The sequence below is a fragment of the Streptomyces sp. NBC_00239 genome (assembly GCF_036194065.1).
Lineage (GTDB): Bacteria > Actinomycetota > Actinomycetes > Streptomycetales > Streptomycetaceae > Streptomyces.
Genome location: NZ_CP108095.1, coordinates 468,768 through 495,460 on the forward strand (window position 1 = coordinate 468,768; position 26,693 = coordinate 495,460).

Genomic DNA, 26,693 nt, shown 5'->3' on the forward strand with positions numbered 1-26,693 from the left:
CGCTCCATGGTGGTGGGCTGTCAGACGGCCATCAGGTAGCGCTGGAAGCGGGGCATCAGGATCTCCAGGGCTTCGATCTCGACGGGTGTCAGCTCCGGGTGCCAGATGTCCCAGAGCAGGACCGCTCGCTGGTCGCTGCCGCGGTTCCACGCCTCGTGGATGAAGCTGTCGTCGAAGAGGATCACCTTGCCCTCCTGCCAGCCGCGTTCCTCGTCGCCGACCTTGATCCGGCATCCCGGCGGAACGACCAGGGGCAGGTGCGCGGTGAGCAGAAGGTTGACGCCGCCGGTGTGCGGGGTGATGTGGACGCCGGGATTGAGCACGGTGAACATGGCGTCCCGCGGGCCGTGCGGGGTGAGGTCCAGGGCGCGCCGAGTGGCGGGGCAGCGCTCGCGGGCCTCCTCGCGCCAGGCACCGTTGCGGTAGAGCTGGTACGTGTCCCAGCCCTGCCAGCCGAGTTCCTTCGTGTAGTGGTCCTCGAACGGAGCGAACGCGGCCCGCTCGGCGCGCAGCGCCAGGAACTCCTCCCGGATGCGCGGATAGGCCTGCTCCATCTCGGCCACCCAGGCCAGGTCGGCGGTGTCGTGCCAGGGCAGCGCGCTGATGCCGGGGAAGAACAGCCGGGTGGGTTCCTGGTCGTCGTGCAGATACTGCGGGGCCCGCTGCCCGACGAGGATGCGCAGGCATTCCTCGACGCGCTCCAGGCCGTCGGCGTCGAGCGTCCGTCGCAGCTCCGCCAGCACCTCATCGATATCCACGTCAGGAACTTCCTCTCGGTACTCGGGTCGGTGCGTCCGTGTCCCGTGCGGTTTCCGCCCGGGTGTCTGCGTCGTCGTCGACCGGGCCGCGGGCCCGGCGGCGGGCCGCGGCCCGGCCCCGGACGGCGGCCCGCCGCCGACTTCCGCGCTCCTCGGTGGTGTCCGTGTCCATCCGGTCGGCGGCGACCGGGACGAGTCCCCCGGCGAACTCCGCGACGGTCGGGCGGGCAAAGAGGTCCACCAGCGGGATCTCCCGTCCCAGCACACGGCTCAGTTCCAGCTGAAGCTGAGCCGCGCGCAGCGAATCACCGCCCGCCTCGAAGAAGTTGGTGTGCCGTCCGACCGGGCCGCCGCCCAGGACCTGGCGCCACGCGTCGGCGACGAGCTGCTCCACGCCCGCCAGCGGCGAGGCGGTCGCGGCCGCCGGCGGTGCGGGCAGCGGAAGCCGGGTCCGGTCGCGTTTGTTGGTGCGCGTCCGGGGCAGGGCGTCCAGCAGCATCACGGTGTCGGGGACGGCCGGGGCGGGCAGCCGCGCGGCGAGGTGGTCGCGCAGCTGCGCGCCGTCGACACCGGGGGCCACGACGGCGTATCCGACGAGTCTCTGGACGCCGCCGACGTGGTGCACGGTCGCGGCGGCCTCGCGGACCGACGGGTGGCTTTCGAGAACGGCCTCGATGCCTTCCAGCTCGACCCGGTTGCCCCGGATCTTGACCTGGCTGCCCAGCCTTCCGACGAAGCCGAGCTGCCCGTCGGGCAGATGGCAGCCGAGGTCGCCGGTGCGGTACAGCTTCCCCTCCGGCTCCCACGGGTCGGGAACGTAGGCGCGGGCGCTCTCCTGCGGCCTCCGGTGGTAGGAACCGGCCAGGAAGTCGCTGCGCAGCAGGATTTCCCCCGGTACACCGACCGGGCACGGCCTGCCCCGGTGGTCCAGGACCAGTACCTCCCGCCCCGGGATCGGCACTCCGACGGGCACCGACGACGGGAAGGTCTCCTCGGGCAGCAGCTCGCGGTACGTGGCGATCACGCATTCGGTGGGACCGTACAGATTGTGCAGTCGGGGCCGGTCGGGGCGGTGCGCCCACGCCTCGACGAGCCGCACGGGAACGGCCTCTCCCGCGAGTTGCACATGCTCCAGATCGGGCAGGTGCGCCCCGGTCGCCTCCAGTGCCTCGGTGATCAGCTGGAAGAAGGCCGGGACCGTGCCGAGCCGGGTGATCCGCTCCGTCCGCAGCCATGCGGCCACCGCCAGTGGGTCGCGCCGCCGGTCCTCGGGCACCACGCACAGCGTCGCCCCGGCGCACAGCGCCGCAAACATGTCGGAGTAGGCGGCGTCGTAGGTGAAGGGGGCCCACTGGGCGATGCGGCCGCCCGGCCGGATGCCGTAGTACTCCCTTTCCCAGTCCGCCAGTTGGGAGAAGGTCGCATGCGGCAGCACGATGCCCTTGGGGGTGCCGGTGGACCCCGAGGTGTACACCAGGCACAGCGGGTCGGCGCCGCTGACGGCGGCCGGGGTCGGGGGCGGACCCGTGGGGGGCGCGCCGGGGCAGTCCGGCTCCACGACCTCGACCGGCACACCGGCGAAGCGCCGGCCGGCCGGGTCCCACAGACCGGGATGCGCGGTCAGCGCCGCCTCCTCCGCGAGCAGGCAGAGCGGATCGGCGTCCGCGAGCAGTTCGGTCAGCCGGTGGTCCGGGTCGCCGGGGGCCAGGACGCAGAAGGCCGCCCCCGCCTTGGCCACGCCCAGCGCCGCGGCGACCTGCACCGGACCGGTGTGCACCAGGACCGAGACGAACCGTCCGGGAGCTGCGCCCAGCGCTCCGAGCCGGCCCGCGATGCGATCGCTCCAGTCGTCGAGGCTCCCGTAGCCGACCGCGACACCTTCGTGGCGGACGGCCACGGCGTCCCTGTTCTCCGCGGCGCGCCGCCGGAACACCTCGTGCACGGGCAGGGAGTGGTCGCGGCGCGCCTCACCGCGCCGCCGCACCGGGCGGGGCGACGGCTGTACGTCATCCGTCAGATCGACCGTGTCCAGGGACCGGTCGGGGTCGTCGAGGGCGGCTCGCAGCAGGGTGAACAGGTGGGTGAGGACGCGGGCGGCCGACGCCGGGCCGAACCGGGTGCCGCTGTACTCCAGGCGTCCGTCCAGCCGGCCGGCGTGCTCGTCCAGGGAGAGAGCGATGTCGTATTTCGCCGCCCCCGGGCTCAGCGGACGCAGTCGCCCCGATGCGCCGCCCAGCCCGAGTTCACCGGGCGGTGCGTCCTGGAGCGTCAGCGTCGCCTGGACCAGCGGAGTCCGGGCCGATGAGCGGTCCAGGCGCAGCCGGGACACCAGGTGGTCCAGGGGAACGAGCGCGTGGTCCAGGTCACGGGCGAGTACGCCGGCGGTCCTGGCTGCCAGCCCGGCGAAGGTCGCGGAGCCGGACAGGTCGATCCGCACCGGCAGCATGTTGACCAACGAACCGACGACGGTGTCGAGTTCGGGCCGGTCGCGGTTGGCGACCGGCACTCCCACCACCACGTCGTCGGTCCCGGCGTACCGCCCCAGCAGCGATCCGAACACGGTGAGCAGGACCGTGAAGGGGGTGGTCCGCAGGTCCACGGCCGTCTGGCGCAGCCGGGCGGTGAGCTCCTCGGGTACGGCGACCGGCAGGGTCCCGTCCTCGCCCCCCACGACGCCCGCGGCGTCGCTGGGCAACTGCAGCACCCCCGAGCAGCCGTCGAGCCGATCGGCCCAGTAGGCGAGCTGGTCCGTCCGCACCGCCTCTCCGCGGGGCCCGGCGGCCTCGGCCGCGTACCGCGAGAATCCGGATCGGATGCGCGGCGGCGGTTCGGCGGCTCCGGTCCGATGCGCGTACAGGGCGCCGAGGTCGCGCAGGACCACGCCCGCGGACCATCCGTCCAGTGCGATGTGGTGCGCGCTGAGCAGCAGGTGCCAGCCCCGGTCGCGGGTCCGCACCACGGTCGCGCGCATCAGCGGTCCGGCCGCCAGGTCGAACGGGCGGGCGGCCTCCGCCGCGGCCAGTGCGGTCACCGCGTCGTCCGCCCCGCTGCCGTCCCCGTCCCCGTCCGCGTCCAGCACGTCCAGGGGCACGGGGAGGTGGTCCTGGCGCCAGAACACCGGCCGCCCGTCGTGCAGTTCACAGCGTGCCGTGAGGATCTCGTGCCGTGCGGCGAGTTCCGCGAGAGCGGCTTCGAGCGCTGCGATGTCCACCGGGCCGCCCAGGTGGACGGAGGCTGCCAGATTGTAGGCGGGGGAAGCGGGCGCGAGGCGGTGCAGCAGCCACAGTTGGCGCTGCTGGTCGGTGAGCGGGACCGGCCCGACCGGCGCGGCGTCGGCCACCGAGGTCCCGGCCGCTGCCGTATCGGTCGCTTCCGTTTCGGCCATCGCGGCACCCGCACCGGCGGCCGACCGGGCCAGGGCCGCGGGAGTGGGGTCCTGATAGAAGTCGGCGAGTGACGGTGCGGCGCCCACGGTCCGGCGCGCCCGGGCCAGCAGCCGGGTCGCGCTCAGCGAGTTTCCGCCCGCGGTGAGGAAGTCGTCCGCCATGCGCACGCGGTGGGGGTCCACGTCCAGCGCCTCGGCCCAGAGACCCGCCACGGTCCGCTCCAGCGGGCTGCCGGGCTCGGCGCCGGACGGCTCGGGAGCCGGCCGGCGTGCGATACGGACCAGGGCCGGACGGTCCACCTTGCCGCTCGTGTTCAGTGGCAGCGCGGGCAGCACGAAGAGCGCGGCGGGCACCACCGCGGCCGGCAGCCGACGGCGCAGCCAGGCCCGCAGCGCGGTGTGCGGCTCTCTCCCGTCCGTGTCGCCGTCGGTCACCACGAAGGCCGCCAGCCGTGGCGCGCCTTCCGACGACCGGTCCGCCACCACGGCCGCGTTCCGCACGGCCGGGTGGTCGAGCAGGACGGCCTCGATCTCGCCCGGTTCGATGCGGTGTCCGAGGATCTTCACCTGGGCGTCGGCCCGCCCGAGGATCACGATCCGTCCGTCCGGGAGGTACCGGCCCAGGTCGCCCGTCCGGTAGACCGGCCCGGCCGCGGGGTCCACCGGATCCGGAACGAAGGCGGATCCGGTGAGCTCCGGCCGGTTCCAGTAGCCCGCGCTCACCCCGGCGCCGCCGATCACCAACTCGCCGACGCTGCCGGGGCGTACGGGCCGGTCGTCGCGGCCCAGCAGATAGCACCTGGTGCGCCCGATCGGGCGGCCCACCGTGACGGGCTCGCCCCGGTGGACGCGGCCCGCCGTGGACCAGACGGTGGTCTCGGTGGGGCCGTAGAGGTTCCACACCTCCTCGTACCGGCTGAGCAACCGGTCGGCGAGGTGTGCGTCCAACGGCTCGCCACCGCTGAGTACGCGCAGTCCCGGTCGCAGCGGCGGGCGTTCGTCATCCGTCAGCGCGCGCCACAGCGAAGGGGTGGCCTGCATCAGTGTGGCGCCGCAGTCCGCCGGTAGCGCCGCGAGGGCATCGACGTCGAGCACCGCCTCCCGGGGTGCGATCACGACCTGCCCCCCGGCCGCCAGCGGCGCGAAGAGCTCCAGCATGCAGATGTCGAAGCCGATGGACGTGACGGCGAGCAGCACATCGTCCTCGGACATGCCGGGCTCGCGGATCACGCTGTGCAGCAGGTTGGCCAGATTGCCGTGGGTCACGGCGACGCCCTTGGGCGCTCCCGTGGAGCCGGAGGTGTACATGAGGTACGCCAGGTCCGCCGGAGCGGGCCCGTCGGGGAACGGGACAGGGCCGGATCCGTCCTCCGTCTCGCCCTCCGCGAGGAGAGCGTCGGCGCGGATCTGCGCGGCCCCCCGGTCCTCGTCCGCCGGCACGTCGACGATCACTGCCCTCGCGCCGCTGTCGTCCACCATGTGGGCGACGCGCTCGGGCGGCAGCGCCTCGTCGAGGGGGACGAGCACGGCGCCCGCGCGCCACACCCCCACCATGAGCGGGACGAGCGCGGCATCGCGCGTCACCCGCAGGGCCACCCGGTCTCCGGGTCCGACCGCGTGCTGCGCCGCCAGGCGGGCGGCGACCCGGTCGGCCGCGGCATCGGCATCGGCCCGGCTCAGACGGGTCGCCCCGGAGCTCACGGCGCCCGCGGTCCCGTTCCGCCGGGCCAGGTCCCGCAGCACCGCGGGCACGGCCGGCCACCACGGTCGGTCCTGCGAGCCGACGTTGAAGTCGACCACGACGCGCCGGCGCTCCGCCTGCGTCAGCAACGGCAGTTCCCCGAGGGGGCGTCCGGCGTCCTCGACCACGGCCCGCAGCAGGCACACCAGTGACCGGGCGAGGTCGGATGCTGCCGCGTCGTCGAGCACGGCGGTGCGGTATTCCAGGCTGAGGTCCAGTCGACCGGACGGCCGGGGGCGCACGAAGAGCGACAGGTCGTGCTTGGCGGTGCCGCTGTGCGACGGCATCGGGACGGTGTCCACTCCCGGCAGCCGCAAGGTGGTGGCCGGTCCGCTGTGGAAGGCGTACATCAGCCGGAACAGCGACGGAGCTCCGATGCCGAGGTCCTGGAGGATGAGGTCGAGCGGCGTGTCACGGTGCCGAAGATCGTTCTTCAGGGCCGTTCTGGTGCGCTGCAGGGCTTCTCGGAAGGTCGGATCGCCGCTGAGGTCGGCCCGGTGGACCATCACGTTCAGCAGCGGGCCGACCACGCCGCTCAGACCGTGTGCGTTCCTGGTGGCCACCGGCATGCCCAGGTTCAGGACGTCCTGTCCGGTGCGACGCTTGACGACGGCGCAGAAGGCCGTGAGCAACACGGTGGACAGGCTGGACAGTTCCGTACGGCCCAACGCCGCGAGGTCCGCCGCCAGTTCCGCGGGCACCGTGAAGTGGTGGAGTCGGCCGGCGACTTGGCTGCCGTTGTCGGTTCCCGAGGCGGACGTCGGGCCCGGTGCCGCGGGGAAGTCCACCGCGGGCAGGTCACCGGAGAGGCGGCCGCGCCAGTAGCCCAGGTGCTCCTCGGCGTCGAACCGGGTCTGCTGCCAGGCCGCGAAGTCACCGAAGCCGGGCGCCGCCTCCGGCGTCTCGGCCGGGCCGCCGGTCTGTTCCGCGGGTTCCGTGGGTTCCGTGTGTTGCGTGTCGTGCGCGTGCTCTGTGAAGGCGGCGGTGACCTCGTCGAGGAACACGCCGAACCCCCAGGCGTCGACCGCGATGTGGTGCGCCACCAGGAGCAGCGCGTGCTCGTCCGCGCCCAGCCGGACCAGCAGGATGCGGACCGGCGGCACCCGGCTCAGCTCGAAGGGCGCGGTGGTGGCCGTGGCGAACAGTTCGGCGACGCGGCCGTCGCGCTCGTGTTCGGGCAGCCCCGTGAGGTCGATCCGTTCGACCGAGGAGCCTGCGGTGTCGGGGAACACCTGCACGGGCTCGCCGCCGGCTCCCTCGGAGATGCGACAGCGCAGTGCCTCGTGACGGCCGGTCACCTCGTCCACGGCACGCACGAGACGGTCGGCGTCGAGGGGGCCGTGCAGCCGGAAGGCCGCGCTCTCGTTGTGCAGGGCGCTGCCGGGAAGCACCTGTTCGGCACGCCAGATCGATCGCTGTATGTACGACAGTGGGGCCCGGTTGGGTTCCGGGCGCGGCGGGATCGCCCGTTTTCCCGGTTCGAACGACATACCCGACGTGCGCATTCTGCGGATTCCCCTACTTTCAGCAGACGCCGTAGAAAAACGAGAACAAGAGAACGCTCTGGGTGGATCACCAAAGCGGGCTTGCCAGACCACACGCAACTGACATTCAGCCCGCTGAATGAACCGCACACCGGCAGCAATTGATCACGCTATCAAGATCGCGTCATTCGGCTATAGGGTTATTTTCAGACACCAGTGAATGATCCCGTCCACTACGCGATCCGGCTCCCCCGCAGCCCAGTTCACGTGCGCCTATGCATTTCGGATTACCGGCTCTCCGACGGCACACACCCCCGCAGTGGACGAAGATTTATGGCCGATACAAGACGTTTAACCACCACGCATCACGCGTTTTTGACGTGATCGACAATTAACGTGAAGCCCGGTTGACCCTTGACCATGACTGCCAGAAACTGATGGCTTCGGATACCCGTGAGTCGATCCGACTTCCCATTCACATACATGAACGGTCCTTGATCCACACACACGGAAGGCCTTCCTGCTATGACACATACCGTTGATTCCGACTTCGATGTGATTGTGGTCGGCGGCGGGCCCGGCGGGTCGACGGTGGCGTCATTCGTCGCGATGCAGGGCCACCGGGTCCTCCTGCTGGAGAAAGAGGAGTTTCCCCGGCACCAGATCGGCGAGTCGCTGCTGCCGTCCACCGTGCACGGAATCTGCAAACTACTGGGCGTTTCGGAGGCAATGAGCCAGGCAGGCTTCATGGTGAAGCACGGCGGCACCTTCCGCTGGGGGTCCAACGCGGAGCCGTGGTCGTTCGACTTCGCCCTCTCTCCCAAGTTCGCCGGCCCGACGTCCTTCGCGTACCAGGTCGAACGCATGAAGTTCGACAAGCTCCTCCTCGACAACGCCCGCGCCAAAGGTGTCGACGTGAGGGAGCGCAGCACCGTCCTCGACGTCGTGCAGGAGGAGGGTCGCGTCCGAGGGGTCACCTACGACGACGAGCACGGTGTCCGGCACTCGGTACGCGCCTCGTTCGTCGTCGACGCCTCCGGCAATCAGAGCCGGCTCCAGGGCCGGATCGGCGGCCGCCGCGAGTACTCGGAGTTCTTCCAGAACATCGCGCTCTTCGGCTACTACGAGGGCGGCAAGCGGATGCCCTCACCCAACTCGGGCAACATCACCTGCGTCGCCTTCGGATCGGGCTGGTTCTGGTACATCCCGCTCAGCGACAGCCTCACCAGCGTCGGCGTGGTACTGCGCCGGGACCAGGCGCACCGGGTGCGCGGCGACCGGGCCGAGGCCCTGGCCGCGCTGATCAAGGAGTGCCCGCTGCTGTCGGACTTCCTGTGCGAGGCGCGGCGCGTACGGAGCGGCCCGTACGGCGAGGTCCGCATCCGCAAGGACTACTCCTACCTCCATGACACGTTCTGGCGTCCGGGCATGGTGCTCATCGGCGACGCCGCTTGCTTCATCGACCCGTTGTTCTCCTCCGGTGTCCATCTCGCCACCTACAGCGCGCTGTTGGCGGCGCGCTCCATCAACACCTCCCTGCGGGGCGACATCGACGAGAGGGAATGCTTCACGGAGTACGAGGCGCGGTACCGCAAGGAGTACGGCCTCTTCCACGACTTCCTGACGGCGTTCTACGACGTCAACCGCGATGAGCAGGAGTACTTCGGCGAGGCCAAGCGGGTCTCCAAGGGCGCGGCGTCCGAGGCCGTGTCCTTCGTCGAACTGGTCGGTGGTGGCGCGTCCGACGAGGGCGCCCTCATCTCGGAGGCGTACCAGGCACAGCGCAGGGCCGACCTGCTCGACCACGTGCCCCAGATGCACTGGGAAGGACAGCGGATCCAGCTGCAGGCCACCTTCGGCGAAGTCGTCGGTGACGTCCCCCTGCGCGAGAGCGGCCTCGTGGAGTCGGCGGACGGCATGCACTGGATGAAGAGTTCCCAGGAGCCGGCCCCTCTGGCGTGACGGCGGCATCCTGCCCGCCCCGGTGCCCGTCGAATCTCGGCACGACGGCAACGGGGCGGGCTCGGTCCTGTTCGACGGTCGCCGCCGAACAGGACTGACGGCGCGAGTCAGTTGGGCCTCGCCCCTCGGCGCGGCCGATCTGCTCGCCAGGCACCCGCGACGGCTCGTTCCGCGGGTGCCTGACGAGTCCGAGGCCGTCAGGGAGTGAACTCGAAGTAGTCCTCGTGCGGGTAGTCGAACCCGGCCCGCTTGTACCGCTCCCGCGGAGCGGGAAAGCCCGCCTTCACGTACTCGCTCAGGAAGTACACACCGCCCGCGGTGTCGATGCCCAGGTCGTGCGCGGGCCCCCGGTCGGCCACGGCGGCGCGACGCGCCCGCTCCATGACCGCGTCCGTCAGACCGCTGCCGTCCGACATCCGGCTCTTCGTCCTGTCCGTGATGTAGGCCGGCAGCCGGTCCCGGCACGCCTCGCGCAGCACCCACTTCTCCACCCCGTCGCGGAGCTTCAGGGACATCGGCAGCCGGTAGCCGAATTCGAGGACGAACCGGTCCATGAAGGGCACCCTGGTCTCCACCGAGTGGAGCATGCTCATCCTGTCCACGCGCTGGAGGTCCGTGCGGTACAGGTTGCGCACGCGGTAGCTCATCAGCTCGGCGGGGTCGGGGTGCGTCTTGAACAGGGCGTATCCCGCGAGCACTTCGTCGCTGCCCTCACCGCACAGGGCGATTTTGAAGCCGTGCTCCCGCACGGCCCGGTAGGCGAAGTAGGCGACGCACGAATCCATCACGTCGATCGCCTCGAAGAGTTCACCGCCCCGGATCACCTCGGGTATGGCGTCCGCCACGGCGATGTGGTCGAGGTACTCGACCACATGAGGTATGCCCATCTCGGCGCAGTAGCGTTTCGCCACCTCGATGTCGGCCGCGCCTTCGTACCCCACGGTGAACGCCGTCACCGCCGGATGGAAGCGCCGGGCCGCCTCCAGCACGGCCGCACTGTCGATCCCTCCGCTGAACAGCACCGCGATCGGCAGGTCGGAGTCGGTCTGCTTGCGTACGGCGGCGTCGAACAGATCCCGGTAACGGGCCACGGCGTCCCGGTCCGAGCCGCCGGGCGGCTCCGTACCCAGGTCGAAGTGTCGTACGGGCTCTCCGCCGTCGACCGTGTACGTGCCGGGCGGGATCTCATCGACGTGATCCGCCTTGCCGAGCAGGCACTTCTGCTCGGAGGCGAAGTAGTGAACCGCGTCCCGCACCGCGTGGTACAGCGGCTTGACACCGATGTGATCACGCGCCGCGAGAAACGTCCGCGTACGCCGGTCGTACAGCACGAAGGCGTACATCCCGTCGAGCCGGCCGACGAACGTCTCCCCCCACTCCAGATAGGCGTGGATCAGGACCTCGGTGTCGGATCCCGTACGGAACTTGCGACCCAACCCTTCCAACTCGTCCCGCAGTAGGTGGTGTTCATACAGCTCGCCGTTGAACACCACTTCGACGAACCCGTCGACATCCGACTGCGGCTGCCGGCCGTGGTCACGATCCACGATCGCCAGCCGGTTGGTACCGAGCGACACACCGGGCTCCGACACCCGCTCCGCGAAGCATTCCTGGTCGCCTCGGTGTCTGATCCGTTCGAGCATGTCGACCAACTGCGCATCCCGGTGCGCGACGGCCCGGGGAGTTTCATCAGCGATCCATGGGGCGATGATCGCGGCGATTCCGCACAAGGGATTTTCCCCACTCCTGAGTTCCGGCCGCTGGCAGAGAGGTCTCTACTCCCCTGCGGGAGCGGTCCATTCCAACGTCTGGTCGGGCAGATTCTCCATGTTGCGGCTCCCGTCGGTGCTCTCCAGGACGGTGAAGCCATGACGCCTGTAGAACTCCCGCGCATCGACGTTCAGTTGGAACACGTGCAGGCGCAGCCGGCCGGCGCTGTGCCGCTTCACCTGGTTCAGGAGCAGCGTCCCCACCCCCTGGCGGCGGACGTCCGGTCGCAGGTACAGGTGCTCGAGCATGTCACCGTCGAGGGCGGCGTAGCCGAGTAACTCCCCGTCCCTGACCGCCACCCACGTACGGCACTCCTTCAGCAGGACGTTCTCCGCCCACTGGGTCACTTGCTCGTGGTTGCGTTTCTGGGGCGGGAGATACGGCATGGACGCCGCCCGCGATGCCATGTGGGTGCGCGCGATGTCCGCCGCGTCCATGACTTCGGCAGCCCGGATCGTCACCAGTTCCTCAGCAGTCATACGCGTCACCCTACCCACACGGACGATCTCGCATCCGGGTACGGATCAGGTCCGTGCCCGCGACGGGCCCGGCCGTTTCACGATCGTGGAGACTGCCACTCCGCGCCGGTCACGGCACCGCAGCAGCGGCTCGGCCCGCAGCGTTCGCCCGTGCGGGCGGAACGCTGCGGGCCGAGCCTCAGGGACATCCGTCAGTGGACGCCGTTGTAGACCTTCCAGCCGGTGGCGATCTTCTTCTTGGCGGTGAAGGTGCCCCGGGCGGTGCCGGTCCAGCGCCAGATGTTCCCGGCGGTGTCGCGGGCGAGGAGGTCGGGGCGGTTGTCGCCGGTCAGGTCGCCGGGGCCCACGAGGGTGGAGTAGGAGGGGCTGAAGTCGTCGAAGAGGAGGGTGCGGGGGCCGAACTTGCCGTTGCCGAGGCCGTAGCTGCGCCACAGCTTGTTGGTGTCGCTGTGGAGCAGGAGGTCTCCGACGCCATCGCCGTTCAGGTCGCCCGCGCCGACGACCTTCTTGTAGTCCACGTAGGCGGCGCTGATGCGTACGCGCGGGGCGAGGATGCCGGTGCCGGTGGTGGTGTAGAGGTAGAGATCGCCGGTCTTCGGGTCGCGGGCGATCAGGTCGGGGCGGCCGTCCTTCGTCACGTCGCCGGACGACGTGAGGACGTCATACGCGTTCCAGCCCTTGCCGAGGACCTTGTGCTTGGTGGTGGGCTTGAGGGCCTCGCCGCAGGCGGGGGTGTAGAGGCGCATCTCGCCGGTGGCGAGGCGGACCAGGGTGTCGTTGCAGCGGTCGCCGTTGGTGTCCCCGAACGGGATCGGGCGGAAGCCCTTCGGCCAGCCGGTGGTCGTGCTGCTGCCGCTGAAGTTGCCGGTGGCCGGGTTGCCGTAGGCGATGCGCAGGGAGCCGGAGGTCGTGGTCTGGAAGAAGTCTCCGGTGCCGTCCGGGGTGCCGGCACGGGAGCCGAAGTCGCGGTGGACCGCGGCGCCGCCCTGCACGGTGACCGTGCCGGAGGCCAGGAAGGTCTGCTCGGAGGCGTTCCGGCCGGCGACCGACAGGCGCCAGGAGAGCGGGCCGTTGGCGGCCAGGACGGTCTGGTCCTGCTCGCTGCGCCCGTTCCACTTCGGGGCGATGGTGGCGCTGCCGGTTCCGGAAGCGACGCCCGTGAGGTTGTGGAAGACCTTGCCGCGCCGGTCCGTGAGCGTGAGGCGCCACGCGTCGGCCGGGCGGTCCAACTTCCACACCGGGGCCCACACCACGCTGGCGGAGGTGCTCTTCGCCAGTACGGCCGTGGCCGGGACGGAGGCCGAGGCGACCTTGGGGGTGCTGAAGGCCGTACGGGTGGACAGCGGTCCCTCCGCGGCGGTCCACAGGACCGCCGCCGAGCGGGCGGCGCCCGCCGCGGTCTGGACGGCGCCCGTGCGCGGCCCCGAGCCGTCGGCGTGCAGCAGACGGCGGGGCCCGGTCCAGGCGTTGTCGTCCGTGGTGCGGGCGGCCGTGAACACGTTGTAGCGCGCGTCGTTCCCGAACCATCGCACCTCGGACCAGGACACGCGGACGGTGCCGTCGGCGCCGATGGCGGCGTCGAAGCCGGCGCCGACCTCCTGGGTGCTGAGCTGCTTGTGCTGCCAGCCGGAGCCGCCCTTGGCCAGGGTGGCGGTGACGACCCCCGAGAACACGGGGTCCTCGACCTGGTCGTCGCCCTCCCAGTGCTCCTCCCAGGCCAGCGTCACGTCGCCGTCCGGGGCGATCAGCGGCTCCGGTGCCGAGACGTCCGTCTCGAAGCCGTAGTACGGCACCGGTGCCGGTACGGTCCACGAGCCGCCGGGCTGCTTGACGGACGCGAACACCTTCGAGGTGAACGGGTACCGAGGATCCTGGTGCGTCAGCGACCAGGTCACCGCGAGCGTGCCGTCCGGGCCCGCGCCGGCGTTCGGGACCTCCGTACCGGCGGCCGGGGCGGCTGCCGGGGCGGGCGTGCTCCAGGCGCCGGCGGTGGCCGTGCGCTCGGAGGTCAGGATGCCGGCGGTCCCGTCCTGGGCGGTGCGGCGGAACGCGACGACCGCGTGCCCGGCGGCGGTGACGGCGACGTCGGCCCCGTCGACCTTGCCGGCTCCGGCCGGGTCGGTGGTCGAGGCGGTCGCCACCGGCGCCGGCTCGGACCAACTGCCGTCCGTGCCGCGGGAAGCGGTGTACACGGCGGAGGACGCGCCGTCCGCGGACGCGGCGGACCAGACCGCCACCGCGGTGCCCTGCGGACCCGCGGCCACCTGGAAGGCGTCGACGACACGGCCGTCGGCCGCGGCGAGGAGCTCCTTCGGTGCCGACCACACCCCGCCCCGCAGGGTCGCGGTCAGGAGCCGGGTGGCCGGAGCGGGCTCCCCGGCCGCCGGATCGGCGGACTCCGCCCACGTCACGGTGGCCCCGCCGGCCGGGTCGGCGGCCACGCGTACGGGCAGGCGCGAGGCCACGCCGGAAGCCGAGAAGCCGGAGTCCTTCCATCCGTCGCTGTCGGCGGCCTGGACCGTGGCGGTCAGCTTGTCCTGCTCGCGCCAGAGGGCGAGTGAGGAACCGTCGGCCAGCGCGGTGAGTTCCGCGGCCTGTCGGTCCTGTCCGCCGCCGACCTGGACGGGGAGGTTCCAGATCGGCAGGGCGGAGGCGTGCGCCGTGCCGGAGGTGAGCAGCGGGGCCGCGAAGCCCCCGGAAACGACCATCGCGGCCGTGGCGACCGCGGCGGCCAGTCGGCTGTGCGTGCTTGTACGTGCGCCCATCAGGCGGAATCCCTTTCCCCGTGACTCGTTCGTCGATCCGAGCTGCGGATCTCAGCGTTGGATCAAGGAATTGGACTGCCGGTCGGGGCGGATGGTTGTACGGGGTTTCGGGGAATCCCGGAGCACGCCGGTCCCCGGGAACCGCCCCGGGCCCGCGTGCGCGTGCTCCTCGCCGCCCGTGCGGGGGACTCGCCTCAGCGGTTCCCTTCCGGGGCGCCGTGCTCGTCGCCGGCGTCCGGCAGGAGGCGGATGAGGGCGGCGACGGCCGCTTCGGCGGTGGCGGCGGGGGTGTGGGCGGAGGCGGGTTGCCGCGGGTCGCCGACGAGCCAGCCGTGTTCGCCGTGCGGGTTGGCCCGGGGGAAGTGGTGGGGGTGGGGAGGGAGGGGGGTGTCGCTGAAGGTGAGGGAGCCGTGGGAGACGAGCGGGTAGAGGGCGCGCAGGCGGGGGGCCGCGTACACCGCTTCGATGAGGTTCCTGTCGATCGTGTGGTCGGGCAGCGAGCGGACCTCCTGCCACCGGTAGGAGAGGGCTCGGCCCTGTTCCAGTGCCAGGGCGAAGGGCGCGACGGCGAGGGCGGGCCACCGGCGGGCCATGTCCTCGAGCGGCAGGTGCCGGTGCCAGGCGTCGAGCAGGGCGACGGTGTCGTGGAGGGTGGGGTTCGCGGCCGTGGCGGCGTCGCCGATCCAGGGCCTGGTGAAGCGGACCCGGATGGCGTGCTGTTGGCGTTCGAATTCGACGACGCAGGTTCCGCGGTCGCTGTCCACGGCTACGGAGAGCGGGTCCTGTGCGGCGTCCCAGTGTCCCCAGGGGCGGGTGGGGGCGAGGGTGACGCCTTCGGCGGCGGCGATGCGGTCGAGGCCGACGAGGGGGTCGCCGGCGTCGGGCGCGAGTTCCGGGTAGGTGCGGGGGTCCAGTGCGGCGCTGGGGGCGGCGGGCTCGGGGTGCATGGGTCTTCCGTGGGTGTTGGGCGTGGTGAGCGCTGCTGTGGGAAGGGACTGCCGGGGCAGCCCGGTCAGGCTGCCCCGGCAGGGGGTGTCGCGTCCAGTCTCGTGGTTCTCGGCTAGGTCGCGGCTAGTTCTCGATGCTGAAGGTCTTCATCCAGTCGAACGCCGGAGGGCCGTCCAGCTTCTTTCCGTTCCAGTACCAGTCGATGTCCTTCAGGTCCCGTACTTCGTCCAGTACGGAGGACTTGACGATGGTCGCCAGCTCCCAGGCGGTCTGGTTGCCCGACTGCCGGACCACCTGCGGGGTGTTGTACGTCCTGCCCCGCGCCACGGTGTACCGGAGGGCCTCCTCGGCCGTCTCGAACGCCGATCCGTCGGCCTTCGTCAGGTGGTCCAGCGAGAAGGTGACCTTGACGCCCTTCTTCTTCGCGGCCTCTTCGACCGCGACCATCCACAGCGGCTTGTTCTTGTCGGCCGAGCTCTCGTTGCCCCACACACCGCCGTTCAGCGTGAAGTACTCCTTGCCGAGCTCCTTCTTGAGCGCCGCGGCGAGCTTGTCGCCGCTGCCCTCCCCGTTGACGCCCAGCACCAGGTGGTCGCCGTCGTTGAGGAAGCAGCCCTCGGTCTTGCCGGGGTCGGCGGCCGGAACCGCCATGACGCCGGCGGGCACGGCGTACGTACGCCGGTCGTTGACGGGAAGGCCGGAGGCGGCCCGGGTCGGCTTCCACTGGTGGGCCTTGGCGTTGCCGGAGCCGGACCAGACGGCCGGCACGGCGAACGACGCCGCGGAGACGCGCCGGGCGCTCGACTTCTTGCCCCCCGAGCCGCCCACCAGGCAGGTGGCGGCCGACTTGAGGCGGTCCAGCGCCTTCTCGTACTTCTTGAGGTTCTTGCGCGCGTCCGCGACCTTGTCGAGGAAGGAGTTGATGCCGGCGATGGCCTTCGCGATCTTCGGCATCTTGCTGGCGAGCTTGAGGGCCTTGCCCGGGCCGATGTTCTGGATGACGGCCCACAGGCAGGTCCCGATGTCCGGGTCGTCGATGCAGGCCTTGATGTCCTCCAGGAAGAGCTCGACGAGGATCTCCCCGCCGTTCTCCAGCAGGTAGTCGATCAGGTCCTTCTCCGCGAGGGCCTGGATCTCCTTGAACTGCTCGGGCGACAGGCCCGCCTCCGCGAGGGCCTTCTTCACCTGGTCGTCGAGGGCGGGATCGCCCTGCTGCGGCTTTCCGGCCTCCTCGCGCTCCTTGCGCTGCTGCTCCCGCTGGTACTCCTCCGCCCTCTTGGCGGCGGCGTCGGCCTCGCCGGCGTACTGCCGGGCGTTGGCGGCCGCGGCCTCCGCGGACTTGGCGTGCTGCTCGGCGGAGTCGGCGAGCTTGGCGGCGTCGGCGGCGTCCTTCTCCGCCTGGGCGGCGGCGGCCTGGGCCGTGCTCGCCTCCCGCTCCGCGTGGGTGGCGGAGGCGGCTGCGGCCGCGGCGTGGTTCTCCGCTTCGGTGGCCGCGCCACGGGCGCGCTGCGCCTCGCCCTCGGCCGCGGTGGCGGCATTGCGGGCCGCCGCCGCGTCCGCGAACGCGGCGCTCGCGGCCTGACGGGCCTGCTTGGCATCGGCCTGCGCCTGGGCGTCGGCCTGCAGGGCGCGGCCCGCGGCCGCACGGGCCTTCGCGCCGTCCTGCGCCGCCTGCGCCGCCGAGACCATCGCGGCCGCGGAGGAGCGTGCGGCGTCGGCCGAGGAGCGTGCCGCTGCCGCGGCCTCCGCGAAGGCCGGGGCCACCTGGGCGTTGGCGCTCTTCGCGGCCGCCTCGGCGGCTTCCGCCGCCTTCAGGGCCTCCGCCGCCTTGGCCTGGGCCGAAGCGACCTGCTCCTGGCCCGTCTTGACCGCGGCGTTGGCCACCGCGAGTGCGAAGTCCGCGTCGACGTCCGTACCGGCGAACGGCGCGACCAGCGCGATGGCGTTGTTCGCAGGGTCGGCGATGCCGGCTGCGGTCGTACGGGCCGCGGTGGCGGCCTGGACCGCCGTGACGGCCTGGAGCTGGGCCATGGCCGCCTCGCGGACGGCGCCCTCGGCCTCGTCACGGGTACGGCCGGCTGCCTGGAAGGCCTGGTTGGCGTGCATGGCGGCGAGACCGGCGAGCCGGGAGGCCTCGTGGGCGGCGATGCCCGCCCGGCCTTCCTGCGCGGTGGCCTCGGCGGCCTTGGTGAGGGCGCGGTGGGCGGCGGCCCGTGTCAGCGCGGCCTCGCGTTCGGCCTTGTTCGCCGCGGCGTTGGCCGCGTGGGCCGCCGCCTCCGCCTTGTTGGCGGCGGCGTTGGCGCGGGCGGCGTGCGCCGTCGCCTCGTTGGCCGCTGCCCGCGCACGGGCGGCGGCGCCGGAGGCCTCGATGGCCGCGGCGCGCGAACGCTGCGCGGCACCGGAGGACGCGTCGGCGGCACTGCGGGAGGCCCCGGCCGCCTGGCCGGAGGCGTTCGCGTCCGAGCGCGCCTGGTTCGCGGCCTGGCGGGCCAGCCCTTCCTCGGAGGTGCCCCTGACCGCGGCGGCGAGCGCCTCGGTGGCCTTGGCGCGGGCCTCGTCGGCCTTGTGCTGCCGCTCCGCCTCGAAGGCGTCGTTGCGGGCGTTGCGGGCCTTCGTCTCCTCGTCACCGGCGTTCTTCGCCGCGCGGGAGGCGTTGCCCTCCTGGACGGCGGCGCGTCCGCGCATCTCGGCCGCGGTGGCCGCGGCTGCCTGCGCCTCGGCCCGCATGGCCGAGGCGGTACGGGCCTCCGCGTCGGCGCGGGCCCGCGCCTGCGCCGCGATTTCCTTCTCCCGTTCGGCGCGCGCACGTGCGGCCGCGGCCAGTGCGCGCTCGCGCTCGGCGATCGCGCGCTGCTCGGCGGCGATCTTCGCCTGGCGCTCGGCCTCCAGCCGGGCGTCGCGGGTCTTCTTCGCGTGCTCCCAGGCAGCCTTCTCGGCCTGCTCCGCCTCGATCCGGGCCTGCCGGGTCTTGGCCGCCGCGTCCGCGGCGATCTTGGCCTGCTTGTCGGCCTGGCGGGCGAGTTCGGCCGCGGCCTTCGCGTGCTGCGCGGCGTTGGCCCGCCACGCCTTGGCCTGCTGCTCGTGCAGTTCCGCCCGGTTCTGCGCGTTGAGGCCGGCCGCGTCCGCGGCGGAGGCGTCGATGGCGTGCCGGGCGGTCTGTGCGGCCCGTGACGCGGCGTCGGAGGCCGCGGCGATGCCGGCGGCGACCTCGGCCCACTGCACCCCGTGGGGCAGGCCGGTCTCCACCAGGACGTCGGCCTGCACCTTGGCCTGCCCCGCGGCCACCTGGGCCTGCTTGGCGGCGGTGTCGGCGAAGCCCACCTGGAGCGCGACGGCCTTCTTCACCTGGGAGTAGTCCGACAGGCGCTTGCCCGCCCGGTCCCCCGCCAGCAGCCGGTCGGCCTCCCGCGAGGAGGCGGCCGCCATGCTCATGGCGTTGGAGGCGTTCTTGAGGGCGCGGACCGCGTCCCCGTGCGCGGCGATCAGCTTGGTACGGGCCTCGGCGGCGCGGGCGGTGTTCGCGGCGAGCGTGCGCAGCCGCTCCGCCGCCTCCAGGGCCTCCTTCTGTGCCTTCTCGTGCGCGGCCCGGTCGTCGGCGTCCTGCTGCGCGGCGACCAGGTAGCCCTTGTCCAGGAACTCGGCGATCGCCTTGTCGTCGCCGGTGGCGAGTGCCGCCTGCGCGGCGCGCTTGACCTCCGGTCCGCCGATCGCAGCGAGCGTCTCCACGCGCTTGCGGTTCTCGGCCGCGCGCTGCTGGTCGTTCTGCTCCGCGGCCTTGTCGCGCTGACGGGCGATGTCCGCACCGAAGGCCAGGAAGTCCGCGCGGTCCTGCGGGGTGCCGCCGAGCACGCGCTCGACCTCGGCGTTGAAGTGCGTGCCGCCGGTGCCGCGCAGGGCCTCGATGGTGCGCCGGTTCTCGACGTCGGCCGCGTTCCGCTTGTCCTTCGCCCGCTGGCGCGCCTCGGCCTCGCCGCGTTCCAGGAACTCCCGGATCGCGTTCGGGTCGGTGCTCTCCAGCGCCTTGCGGGCGGCCTCGCGTACCTCTTCTTCCTGGTCGAACTCGGCATAGTCCTCGACGAGTTGCCGGTCGCGCTCGTCACTGATCCGGTCCAGCTCGGAGCGGCCGGGCGCGGGCGGGGCCGCGGCCCGCGCCCGGGCGACGGCCGCGTTCCCGCGCTGTACGAGCTCCAGGACCTGAGGGTCGAGGACCGCGGCGGCGGGCCGCTCGGCGCCGGCTGCGGATGCCTGTCCGACCAGGCCCGTGAGCAGGGCCACGGCCACCGCCGTGGACACGGCTCTGACGGCCTTACGTGCGCGCAGGCCGGGCAGGCGTCTTCCGGCCCCCGGCCGGAATACGTCATTCATGAGTAATTCCCCTGAAGAGATGAAAAATCTGGTGGGTGATGGGGTGATGAGGTGATGGGATGCCGGCAGGAGGGCAGGCCGGGACGCCGGGTGCGTCAGCAGGCCCGGCGGAGGTCACTCCGCCGGGCCGGTCGACTCCCGGTGCAGGTCTGCCCGTTGCCTACCGGTGCGGGAACTCCCGCGAGAGGGCGGCGGCTCGCACCGCGTGGAGGCGACGCTCCGGTTCAGATGGCGCGGGCGGCGGAGGCGGCCGCATCGGTCGCGGCGAAGGCGCGACGGACGGCGGCCCGCTGTCTTCTACTGGGCATGGTGCTGTGAAATCCCCCGTCAGGAATGGTCCGGATCGTGAACCGGCGCCGCGGCCTCACGGAGGCCGCACGGTCCTGCGGGGAACCGGCGGGGGTCGTGACGGGCGTACGGCGAACCGGCCCGCCCGTGCGGCACGACGGCGCGCACGGCGGGCGCCGGAACGCGCGGCAGCGCGACGACTTCCCCCTGTGGCAGGCTCCCCCGGAACCCGATGAACGACGGTCTGCGCGGCGCGGTGGAACCAGTAACACCCCGCCGCCTCAAGATGGTTGGTCAAGCCACCTACACGGACATTATCAACGTAAGAGATGATCAAAGAGGATCAGACGCCTGATTTTCGGCCATCCTGCCGGACGCGCCATCACCGCCCGAGGGCGTCGCGTACCGCATAACGGATGACCGAACCACGGCCAGGGGATGGCCGAAAAGAGCCTTTGCCCCACTCGACGGCAACCCGGCCCGCCATAGCGCAACCCGCCCCGTCGCGTCATCACACCCGGGGGCGAGGCCGTCTCGTTCTCGGGGCGCAGCGGCTCCCGACCGCGGGATGATCCGGGGTCCGGCAGGCAACGCATCCTGCGCGCGCACCCTCTTCCGGCCCGACAGCCCAACCCACGAAAGGGACCCCGTTGGGTACGAGCCAGAACAACCGAACAGAACGTACGAACAAGACGAAACGCGCAAACCAGGCGAGGCGCGCGACGCTGGCGATCACCGCGATCGGCGCCGTACTGACCCCCGCCGCCCCGGTGCTCGCCGCCGGGCCGCCCCCGGTGGACCTGCGGGCGGACGTGAACCGGGACGGGCGCGTGGACCTCGCCGGGGCGAGCGACACGGCCGGCGAGGACGGCTGGAGCGCGGGACGCGGAGCGGTGTTCCTGCCGAACATCGACGACGACACGAAGCGCTGCAAGGCCGCCGGCCCGGACGGCCGGCCGCTGCCGGACGCCAAGCTGGCGGCCTGCAACGACGCGGCCGACGCCGTGGTGAACGGCGCCGCGGACGCCGCCGACCTGGCCCGGGTGCGCTCCGTGCCCATGGCGGGCGTCTCCGCATCCGCCAAGGGTTCGCTGAGCCTGGTGGCCGGGGGCAGGAAGTCCCGGGTCTTCCTCAAGCGCGGCGACGGCTGGACGCACGTCACGGCCCGGACCCGACTGACGGCCGCGGAGCTCCGCTCCGGGGTGGAGCTGGGCGTCGAGGGCACCGACGTCATACGCGACACAAAGACCTGGAGCGGCCGTACCGTCGTACGGCTGACGGTGACCGACCGCGGGAAGAGCGCCTCCGACGAGGTCACCCTGCGGGTCGCCCCGCTGCTGACCCACCATCACCTGCAGAAGGCCCAGCAGGTGATGGTGACCAAGGTGCCCGGCACCGCCCCTCACGCGCGGCGCCAGCAGGCGTTCGTCAAGGGCCTGGCCGCGGAGGCGAAGTCGGCGGGCATCGACGAGCCGCTGATCACCTTCGAGAAGTACGGGGACGTCTGGGCGCAGGATTTCGTCGAGCCCGGCTACGTCAGCATGTCCGGGCCCGGCGGCCGCCGTCAGGTGATCCGTGTGATGCTGCGCTCCGCGCAGGCGGACCGCCCGGCCGGGCGGGAGCTGTTCGAGAAGCTGCGCGGCAACGGCGTGGGCGTGGTGCAGGTGTCCGGGGTCCGCGACTCGGAGGAGTGGACGCTGAACTCGATGGGCAACCTGGAGACCCTCCCGCCGTACGCCCGGGGCGGCCGGTCCTTCCCGGCCGGGCGCATCATCATGGGCGAGCGGCGGGACAGCGGCTCCAGGCCCGCGCAGGCGATGCGGACGCTGCTGAAGTCCCAGGGCTTCCAGGACCCGCTGCTGCTGGACACGTCGTGGCTGCACGTGGGCCACGTGGACGAGTTCGTGCAGTTCCTGCCGGCGGACACGCCGCGCGGCTGGAAGATCGGGATCGCGGACCCCGAGGCGGGGCTGAAGCTGCTGCGGGACGCGAAGGCGGCGGGCCACGGCCGGGCGCGGATGTTCTCGGTGCCGGACAGGCCGGGGACGCCGGCGCCGAAGGAGACCGTCGAGCAGGCGCTCGCCTCCCGGTGGCTGGTGGCCGACAACGCCCTGGCCGCCCGGCGGATCAAGGCGAACCTGGCGGTCCTCCAGCGCGAGACCGGCGCGACGGACGCCGAGGTCGTACGGATCCCCGCGCTGTACACCCGCGGTGCGGAGCAGGGCGAGCAGGGCACGCGCGTACCGCGGCTGTCGCGGATGGGCGCCGGTGACCTGCCGGTGCCGGACGCGGTGCGCGAGTACGGCCAGCAGAAAGAGCTGCAGCGCTCCGGAGACCGCGGGGCGGGTCCGGGGCAGGGTCATGACGAGCGCGTACGTCCCCGGCGCGGTCAACGGCATCCTGCTCGGCCGCGACCGCTACCTCGCACCCCGCCAGTGGGGTCCGGTGATCGGCGGCAAGGACATCTTCACCGCCGCCGTCAGCAGGGCCTACACGCGCGAGGGCCTGAAGGTCTCGTACATCGACGACTGGGACACGTACCACCTCGGCATGGGCGAGGTGCACTGCGGCACGAACACCTTGCGCGACACCTCCGGCGCCTGGTGGAGGCACTAGCAGAGGCGGCGGAACCCGGAGTCCGCAGAGCGCTCCCGCAAGGCGGCCACCTTCTGATGTCAACCACGGTTGACAGAATCGACGCGTCAACCTAAGTTGACATCATGACGGAAGCAACCGACCTCGCTGCCGCCGCCGGCGACCGCGACCCGCGGGTGGGACTCCGCGCGGTCGCGGCCCTGCGCCGGCTGCTGGAACAACTCGAAGCAGTACAGGTACGCAGCGCCCGGGCGCACGGCTGGCCCTGGCAGGAGATCGCGGCCGAACTGGGCGTGAGCCGGCAGGCCGTGCACAAGAAATACGGGAGGCATTGATGTTCGAGAGGTTCACGACCACTGCTCGGGACGCGGTCAAGGGCGCGGTCGACCAGGCTCGGCTGGCGGGCGCCGACACGGTGGACGAGCAGCACCTTCTGCTCTCCCTGCTGAATCTGGGCACCCTGTCCCCTCTCGGGGTGGACCCGGTGCGGCTGACCGCCGACCTCGCTGCCGCCCGCCGCCGCGGCGGGCTGTCCAAGGCCGACCAGGAAGCCCTGGCCGGCATCGGCATCGATCTGGCCCAGATCGTCTCCCGCATCGAGGAGACCCACGGCGAAGGCGCCCTGGCACCCGCACGCGGCTCTCGCCGGCGCCGCTGGACGAACCACCGCCCCTTCACCCCCGGCGCGAAGAAGATCCTGGAACAGTCGCTCCGCATCGCCCTGGGCCGCGGCGACCGCCACATCGGCACCGAACACCTGCTCCTGGCCCTGATCTCCCGCCCGAGCCCGGTAGCGGAGACCCTGGCCGACCACGCCGTCACCTACGCCACCGCCGAAGCCGCCCTCCCCCACCGCCCGGCAGCCTGAAGGGCCTGCACCGGAGATACGTCCGCACCAGTGCCGGGCGGTTGCCCGGCGGGAGTGAATCGTCCCGGCCGTCGACGGCCACGCCCACCGGGGCGGTCGTGGCGTTCTCTGCACCGCACGGCGGCTCGGTTGCGCCCCGCGGCAAGGCGGGGTCGGGCGGCCGAGGGGTCGGTACGGCGGCGGCGCCGACCGTTCGGACGTGTGGCGCGATCACCGGCTGACACAGGGGGTATCGTCGTCCGGTCACGGACGGCAATCGGATCGTCTGTCCAACCCGGGGGACCCGACATGACTGATCTGGACTCGCTGCGGGCAAGCCTTGCGTCGGGTGAGCACGAGTTCGCCGACACCTTGGCCTTCATTGCCGCGCATTACGCGTATCGGCCGCAGGCGTTCCGCAACGGCGAACTGGAAAATGCCGCAGGTGAGAACGAGGGTTCCTGCAAGACGCTGGGACTGGCCCTCCTCGAAGGGCTGAGCGACCAAGAGGCGCTGCTGGCATTCGGTGAGCACTATCGCAGTGTGCTGGCGACGCCGAACGACACTGATCACGGCAACATTCGCAACCTCATGGCCCATGGCCTCGCGGGCGTGCGCTTCGCCGGACAACCGTTGGCCCGCAAGAGCTGAGCAGCGAAGTCCGGGCGCGCACCAAAGGCGAGGGGCGGAACAGGTCGTTCACGGTCGCCGGCAGCACTGCCGACAGCCGCGGCCCGGGTTCGGGCCGGGTTCGGGCCGGGCTCGGGCCGGGGCCACCCGGTACTCACCGCGAGCCGAGCGTGGCGCCGAGGTCCTCGGCCAGGATCCGGAGGGCGAACCGCCGGACGAGTTCCCGAACGGGTTCCTCACCGGCCACGAGCAGTTCACGGACCAAACGCTCCCCCGGCGCCGAGGGAACACCGCGGCGGCCGAAACGCACCGTCACGCGTGCGGGCTCCGTGCGCTCGGGCGTGACGGCGATCACTACGCGGGCCCCGTGCTCCGTGCCCGTGTGGGCGGCGAGTTCCTCCGCCAGCAGTCGGGCAGCGGTGTCCACAGGCTGCTCCCAGCTGACGTCCGACGCTGCCCTGGCCAGTTCGGCGTCGTACCGGTCCGCGTCGAAGTGCACGTCGGCGGGGACCGGAACCCGGATGTCGTGCGTGTTCTCCCAGGACGTCCAGAGCACCCGGTCGCCGTGGCGTCGGATGGTGACGAAGATGCCTCCGCAGCAGGCGGTGACGCAGTCGTTGTTGGACAGCTCGACCCGGCGCGGTTCGCCGGAGGCCGCGAACGGCCACGTCTCGGCGGGGCCGAGCAAGTGCCGGCGCGAGCAGCTCGACGTGCCGCCCGGGTGGACGTCCGCCAGCAGGTCCCGGCCTTCGACCAACGGACGTACCTCCGCCCACTGCTCCATCGCCTGAGCGTGCGGTACGACGACCCGCAGTCCGAAACTGCTGAGGGGAACGGAGTGGTCCATGCAGGCAATGATCGCAGCTTGTGGGCAGCTCCGACCTCCGAGAACGCGCCCGGCCGGGGGCGCCGGTCATCAGCGCTGCCGCTCGTCCTGTGCGTGGTCGAGGAGTTCCGCGAGAGGCTTCTCGGCCCTCGAGCCGCGGACCCGCGTGAGCCCGTAACGGTCGTTCTCCTCCTTGTTCGCGTTGGGGTGGTCGGGGTCGAACGCCTTCTTCTCCCCGGACGGCCCCACGTGCACGTACAGGTACGGACTCTTGGCGTTGTACATCCACCACAGGGTCACCCGGTGTCGGCCGCGGGTCGCGTTGAGGATCTCGTTGCTGTTCGACACCGTGGCCTGATAGCGGAAGTAGTCTCCGGGAGGCCCTTCGGGGTCCTTGTCCAGGCCCTGTTCCCTCAGCCCTCCGGCAAAGCGCTTGGAGGTCTCGAACGCGGGGTCGATGGTCGTCCGGTCCTGCCTCACCATGTACACCTCGGTCTGGGCGCGCACGGTTTCGTACGGGGCGTGGACGGGGTCGTTGATGGGCACGACGGCGTCCCCGGAGAACTCCTCTCCGGGGTTGAGGGCCCGTCCCGGCGGCGCGATGAATTCGAGGGACGTGATCAGCTTGTACTCGGAGCTGTTCCTGAGCTTGCCGTGGATCCAGTAGATGCTGCCGAGCACGTAGACCGGGATGTTCCCGGAGTTCCGCACGGTGAGGTGCACCGGCATGTACAGCCTCTTCCCGTCCTGGCTGAAGCTGGTCGGCTGGAATGCGGCGTTGCTCTCCACCATGGGCTTGGTCGCCTGTGGAACGTATACCTGCGAATACAGCAGGTTCGCGCCCGCGAGGACACCGGAGAGCACGGCTCCTACCGCGATGCGCTGCGGATGGTGAAGCCCCTTCCAGGCGCGGGCGCGGACGAGCACGCACAGCCCCCACACCGACCAGACGATGAGCGTGATCCAGACCCACAGGTACCGGGTGTAGATGCCGCCGGCGATCTGTACGACCAGCAGCGCCACATTGATGACCAGCGAGATCGAGACCGCGAGGAGGACGACGCCGCCCGAGAACCGCGACTGCCGTTTGGTCCAGTAGTCGAAGGCGGCGACGGCGCCGAGCGCCTCCACGCCACCCGCGGCCACGAAGCTCGCTCCCGCGAGGCGCCCGGCGTAGGTGAGGGCGCCGGAGGCGTCCGCCATGCCGAACCTGATGAGCAGTGCTGCGGTCGCCAGGAGGCCGAGTGCCATGAAGGCGCCGGTGACGCGGCGAGGCCACGCGCGATCCGGCCAGACGGTGCTGTCTCCGCCGTGCCATTGCACGTCGTGCTCGAAGGCCAGACCGTGACGCCGGAGCAGCCTCTGCAGCTCGCCGGCGGACATCACCGTGCCCAGCGTCTTCCCCTCGACGGAGACCTTCCGCAAGCCGAGGTCATCCGGCGGCCCCACGGCGACCGTGGGGGTGTGCTCCATGCCCCCAGTCTGCTGCCGCCGTCCGCTGCTCGCCTCCGGAGTGGCCGAACCGCGGCCCCCGCGCGGTAATGGAAGGGGACCCGCCCCGGACCGACCCTCAGGAGTCCGTATGCGCACCCGCCTTCCGGGCCTGGCCGCCGCCCTCCTCGCGGCCTCCCTGGCTTTCACCGCCCCCGCGGCCCAGGCCGCCCCGTCACCGAAGCCGAGCTCGACCACGGACGCCCAGCAGTGCGTCACCGGCGGCGGCACCGTCGAATACGACTCCGACACCGGCCAGTGGACCTGCAAAGGCGGCAAGTACAACAAGCAGCCGATCCGCTGATCCGCCCGGCCGCCCCGTCGGCGCCAGCGCCGGTCAGTGGCCGCCATGGGTTTCA

Annotated in this window: 15 protein-coding genes and 1 pseudogene; 7 read left to right on the forward strand and 9 right to left on the reverse strand. The window is 71.9% G+C overall.

The features are described 5' to 3' along the window. Nucleotides 1-20: 20 nt before the first annotated feature. Together OG764_RS02185 and OG764_RS02190 are read right to left on the reverse strand one after the other, a co-directional pair. Nucleotides 21-758 (reverse strand): aspartyl/asparaginyl beta-hydroxylase domain-containing protein, encoded by a 738-nt coding sequence (locus OG764_RS02185; protein WP_328966648.1) that lies wholly within the window; start codon nucleotides 756-758, stop codon nucleotides 21-23. Nucleotide 759: 1 nt separating this feature from the next. Further along, the gene (locus OG764_RS02190) at nucleotides 760-7,389 is read right to left on the reverse strand and encodes a non-ribosomal peptide synthetase (protein ID WP_328966649.1); all 6,630 of its coding nucleotides are present in this window, start codon (nucleotides 7,387-7,389) and stop codon (nucleotides 760-762) included. 504 nt (nucleotides 7,390-7,893) lie between these two features. Here OG764_RS02190 and OG764_RS02195 point away from each other — a divergent pair. Continuing rightward, entirely contained in the window at nucleotides 7,894-9,330 is a 1,437-nt protein-coding gene (locus OG764_RS02195; protein WP_328966650.1) for a tryptophan 7-halogenase, read from the forward strand. Nucleotides 9,331-9,527: 197 nt separating this feature from the next. Here the strand turns inward: OG764_RS02195 and OG764_RS02200 are convergent, their stop codons facing one another. The 5 genes from OG764_RS02200 to OG764_RS02220 all read right to left on the reverse strand — a co-directional run bounded on the left by OG764_RS02200 (nucleotide 9,528) and on the right by OG764_RS02220 (nucleotide 19,657). Next, entirely contained in the window at nucleotides 9,528-10,907 is a 1,380-nt protein-coding gene (locus OG764_RS02200) for an asparagine synthetase B family protein (protein ID WP_328966651.1), read from the reverse strand. A gap of 198 nt (nucleotides 10,908-11,105) precedes the next feature. Continuing rightward, on the reverse strand, nucleotides 11,106-11,579 hold the full coding sequence (locus OG764_RS02205; protein WP_328966652.1) for a GNAT family N-acetyltransferase: 474 nt from the start codon (nucleotides 11,577-11,579) through the stop codon (nucleotides 11,106-11,108). A gap of 191 nt (nucleotides 11,580-11,770) precedes the next feature. Continuing rightward, a complete protein-coding gene (locus tag OG764_RS02210; protein ID WP_328966653.1) occupies nucleotides 11,771-14,344 on the reverse strand; it encodes an FG-GAP repeat domain-containing protein in 2,574 nt (857 codons plus the stop codon). A gap of 194 nt (nucleotides 14,345-14,538) precedes the next feature. Then, the gene (locus tag OG764_RS02215; RefSeq protein ID WP_328966654.1) at nucleotides 14,539-15,291 is read right to left on the reverse strand and encodes a DUF6193 family natural product biosynthesis protein; all 753 of its coding nucleotides are present in this window, start codon (nucleotides 15,289-15,291) and stop codon (nucleotides 14,539-14,541) included. A 124-nt stretch (nucleotides 15,292-15,415) separates the two neighbouring features. Beyond that, nucleotides 15,416-19,657 carry a polymorphic toxin type 27 domain-containing protein gene (locus OG764_RS02220; RefSeq protein WP_328966655.1) on the reverse strand — a complete coding sequence of 1,414 codons (4,242 nt, stop codon included), beginning with the start codon at nucleotides 19,655-19,657 and terminating at the stop codon, nucleotides 15,416-15,418. Between the two features lie 1,346 nt (nucleotides 19,658-21,003). Here OG764_RS02220 and OG764_RS02225 point away from each other — a divergent pair. From OG764_RS02225 to OG764_RS02245, 5 genes and pseudogenes are all read left to right on the forward strand, one after another. After that, nucleotides 21,004-22,110 (forward strand): annotated as a pseudogene (locus OG764_RS02225) (protein-arginine deiminase family protein); the annotation flags it as partial. A gap of 196 nt (nucleotides 22,111-22,306) precedes the next feature. Continuing rightward, entirely contained in the window at nucleotides 22,307-22,561 is a 255-nt protein-coding gene (locus OG764_RS02230; protein WP_328972851.1) for a protein-arginine deiminase family protein, read from the forward strand. 104 nt (nucleotides 22,562-22,665) lie between these two features. After that, nucleotides 22,666-22,875 carry a helix-turn-helix domain-containing protein gene (locus OG764_RS02235; RefSeq protein ID WP_328966656.1) on the forward strand — a complete coding sequence of 70 codons (210 nt, stop codon included), beginning with the start codon at nucleotides 22,666-22,668 and terminating at the stop codon, nucleotides 22,873-22,875. After that, nucleotides 22,875-23,408, forward strand: a complete 534-nt coding sequence (locus OG764_RS02240) for a Clp protease N-terminal domain-containing protein (protein WP_328966657.1) — start codon at nucleotides 22,875-22,877, stop codon at nucleotides 23,406-23,408. The genes OG764_RS02235 and OG764_RS02240 overlap by 1 nt, the downstream gene beginning before the upstream one ends. A 288-nt stretch (nucleotides 23,409-23,696) precedes the next feature. Continuing rightward, nucleotides 23,697-24,038, forward strand: coding sequence for a HopJ type III effector protein (locus tag OG764_RS02245; RefSeq protein ID WP_328966658.1), 342 nt, complete (start codon nucleotides 23,697-23,699; stop codon nucleotides 24,036-24,038). A gap of 133 nt (nucleotides 24,039-24,171) precedes the next feature. On the opposite strand, the gene OG764_RS02250 is transcribed toward OG764_RS02245, so the two are convergent. After that, nucleotides 24,172-24,864, reverse strand: a complete 693-nt coding sequence (locus tag OG764_RS02250; protein ID WP_328966659.1) for a hypothetical protein — start codon at nucleotides 24,862-24,864, stop codon at nucleotides 24,172-24,174. A 69-nt stretch (nucleotides 24,865-24,933) separates the two neighbouring features. Then, entirely contained in the window at nucleotides 24,934-26,316 is a 1,383-nt protein-coding gene (locus OG764_RS02255) for a hypothetical protein (RefSeq protein ID WP_328966660.1), read from the reverse strand. Between the two features lie 109 nt (nucleotides 26,317-26,425). Here OG764_RS02255 and OG764_RS02260 point away from each other — a divergent pair, with 109 nt between their 5' ends. Continuing rightward, nucleotides 26,426-26,638 carry a hypothetical protein gene (locus OG764_RS02260; protein ID WP_328966661.1) on the forward strand — a complete coding sequence of 71 codons (213 nt, stop codon included), beginning with the start codon at nucleotides 26,426-26,428 and terminating at the stop codon, nucleotides 26,636-26,638. Nucleotides 26,639-26,693: the final 55 nt, after the last annotated feature.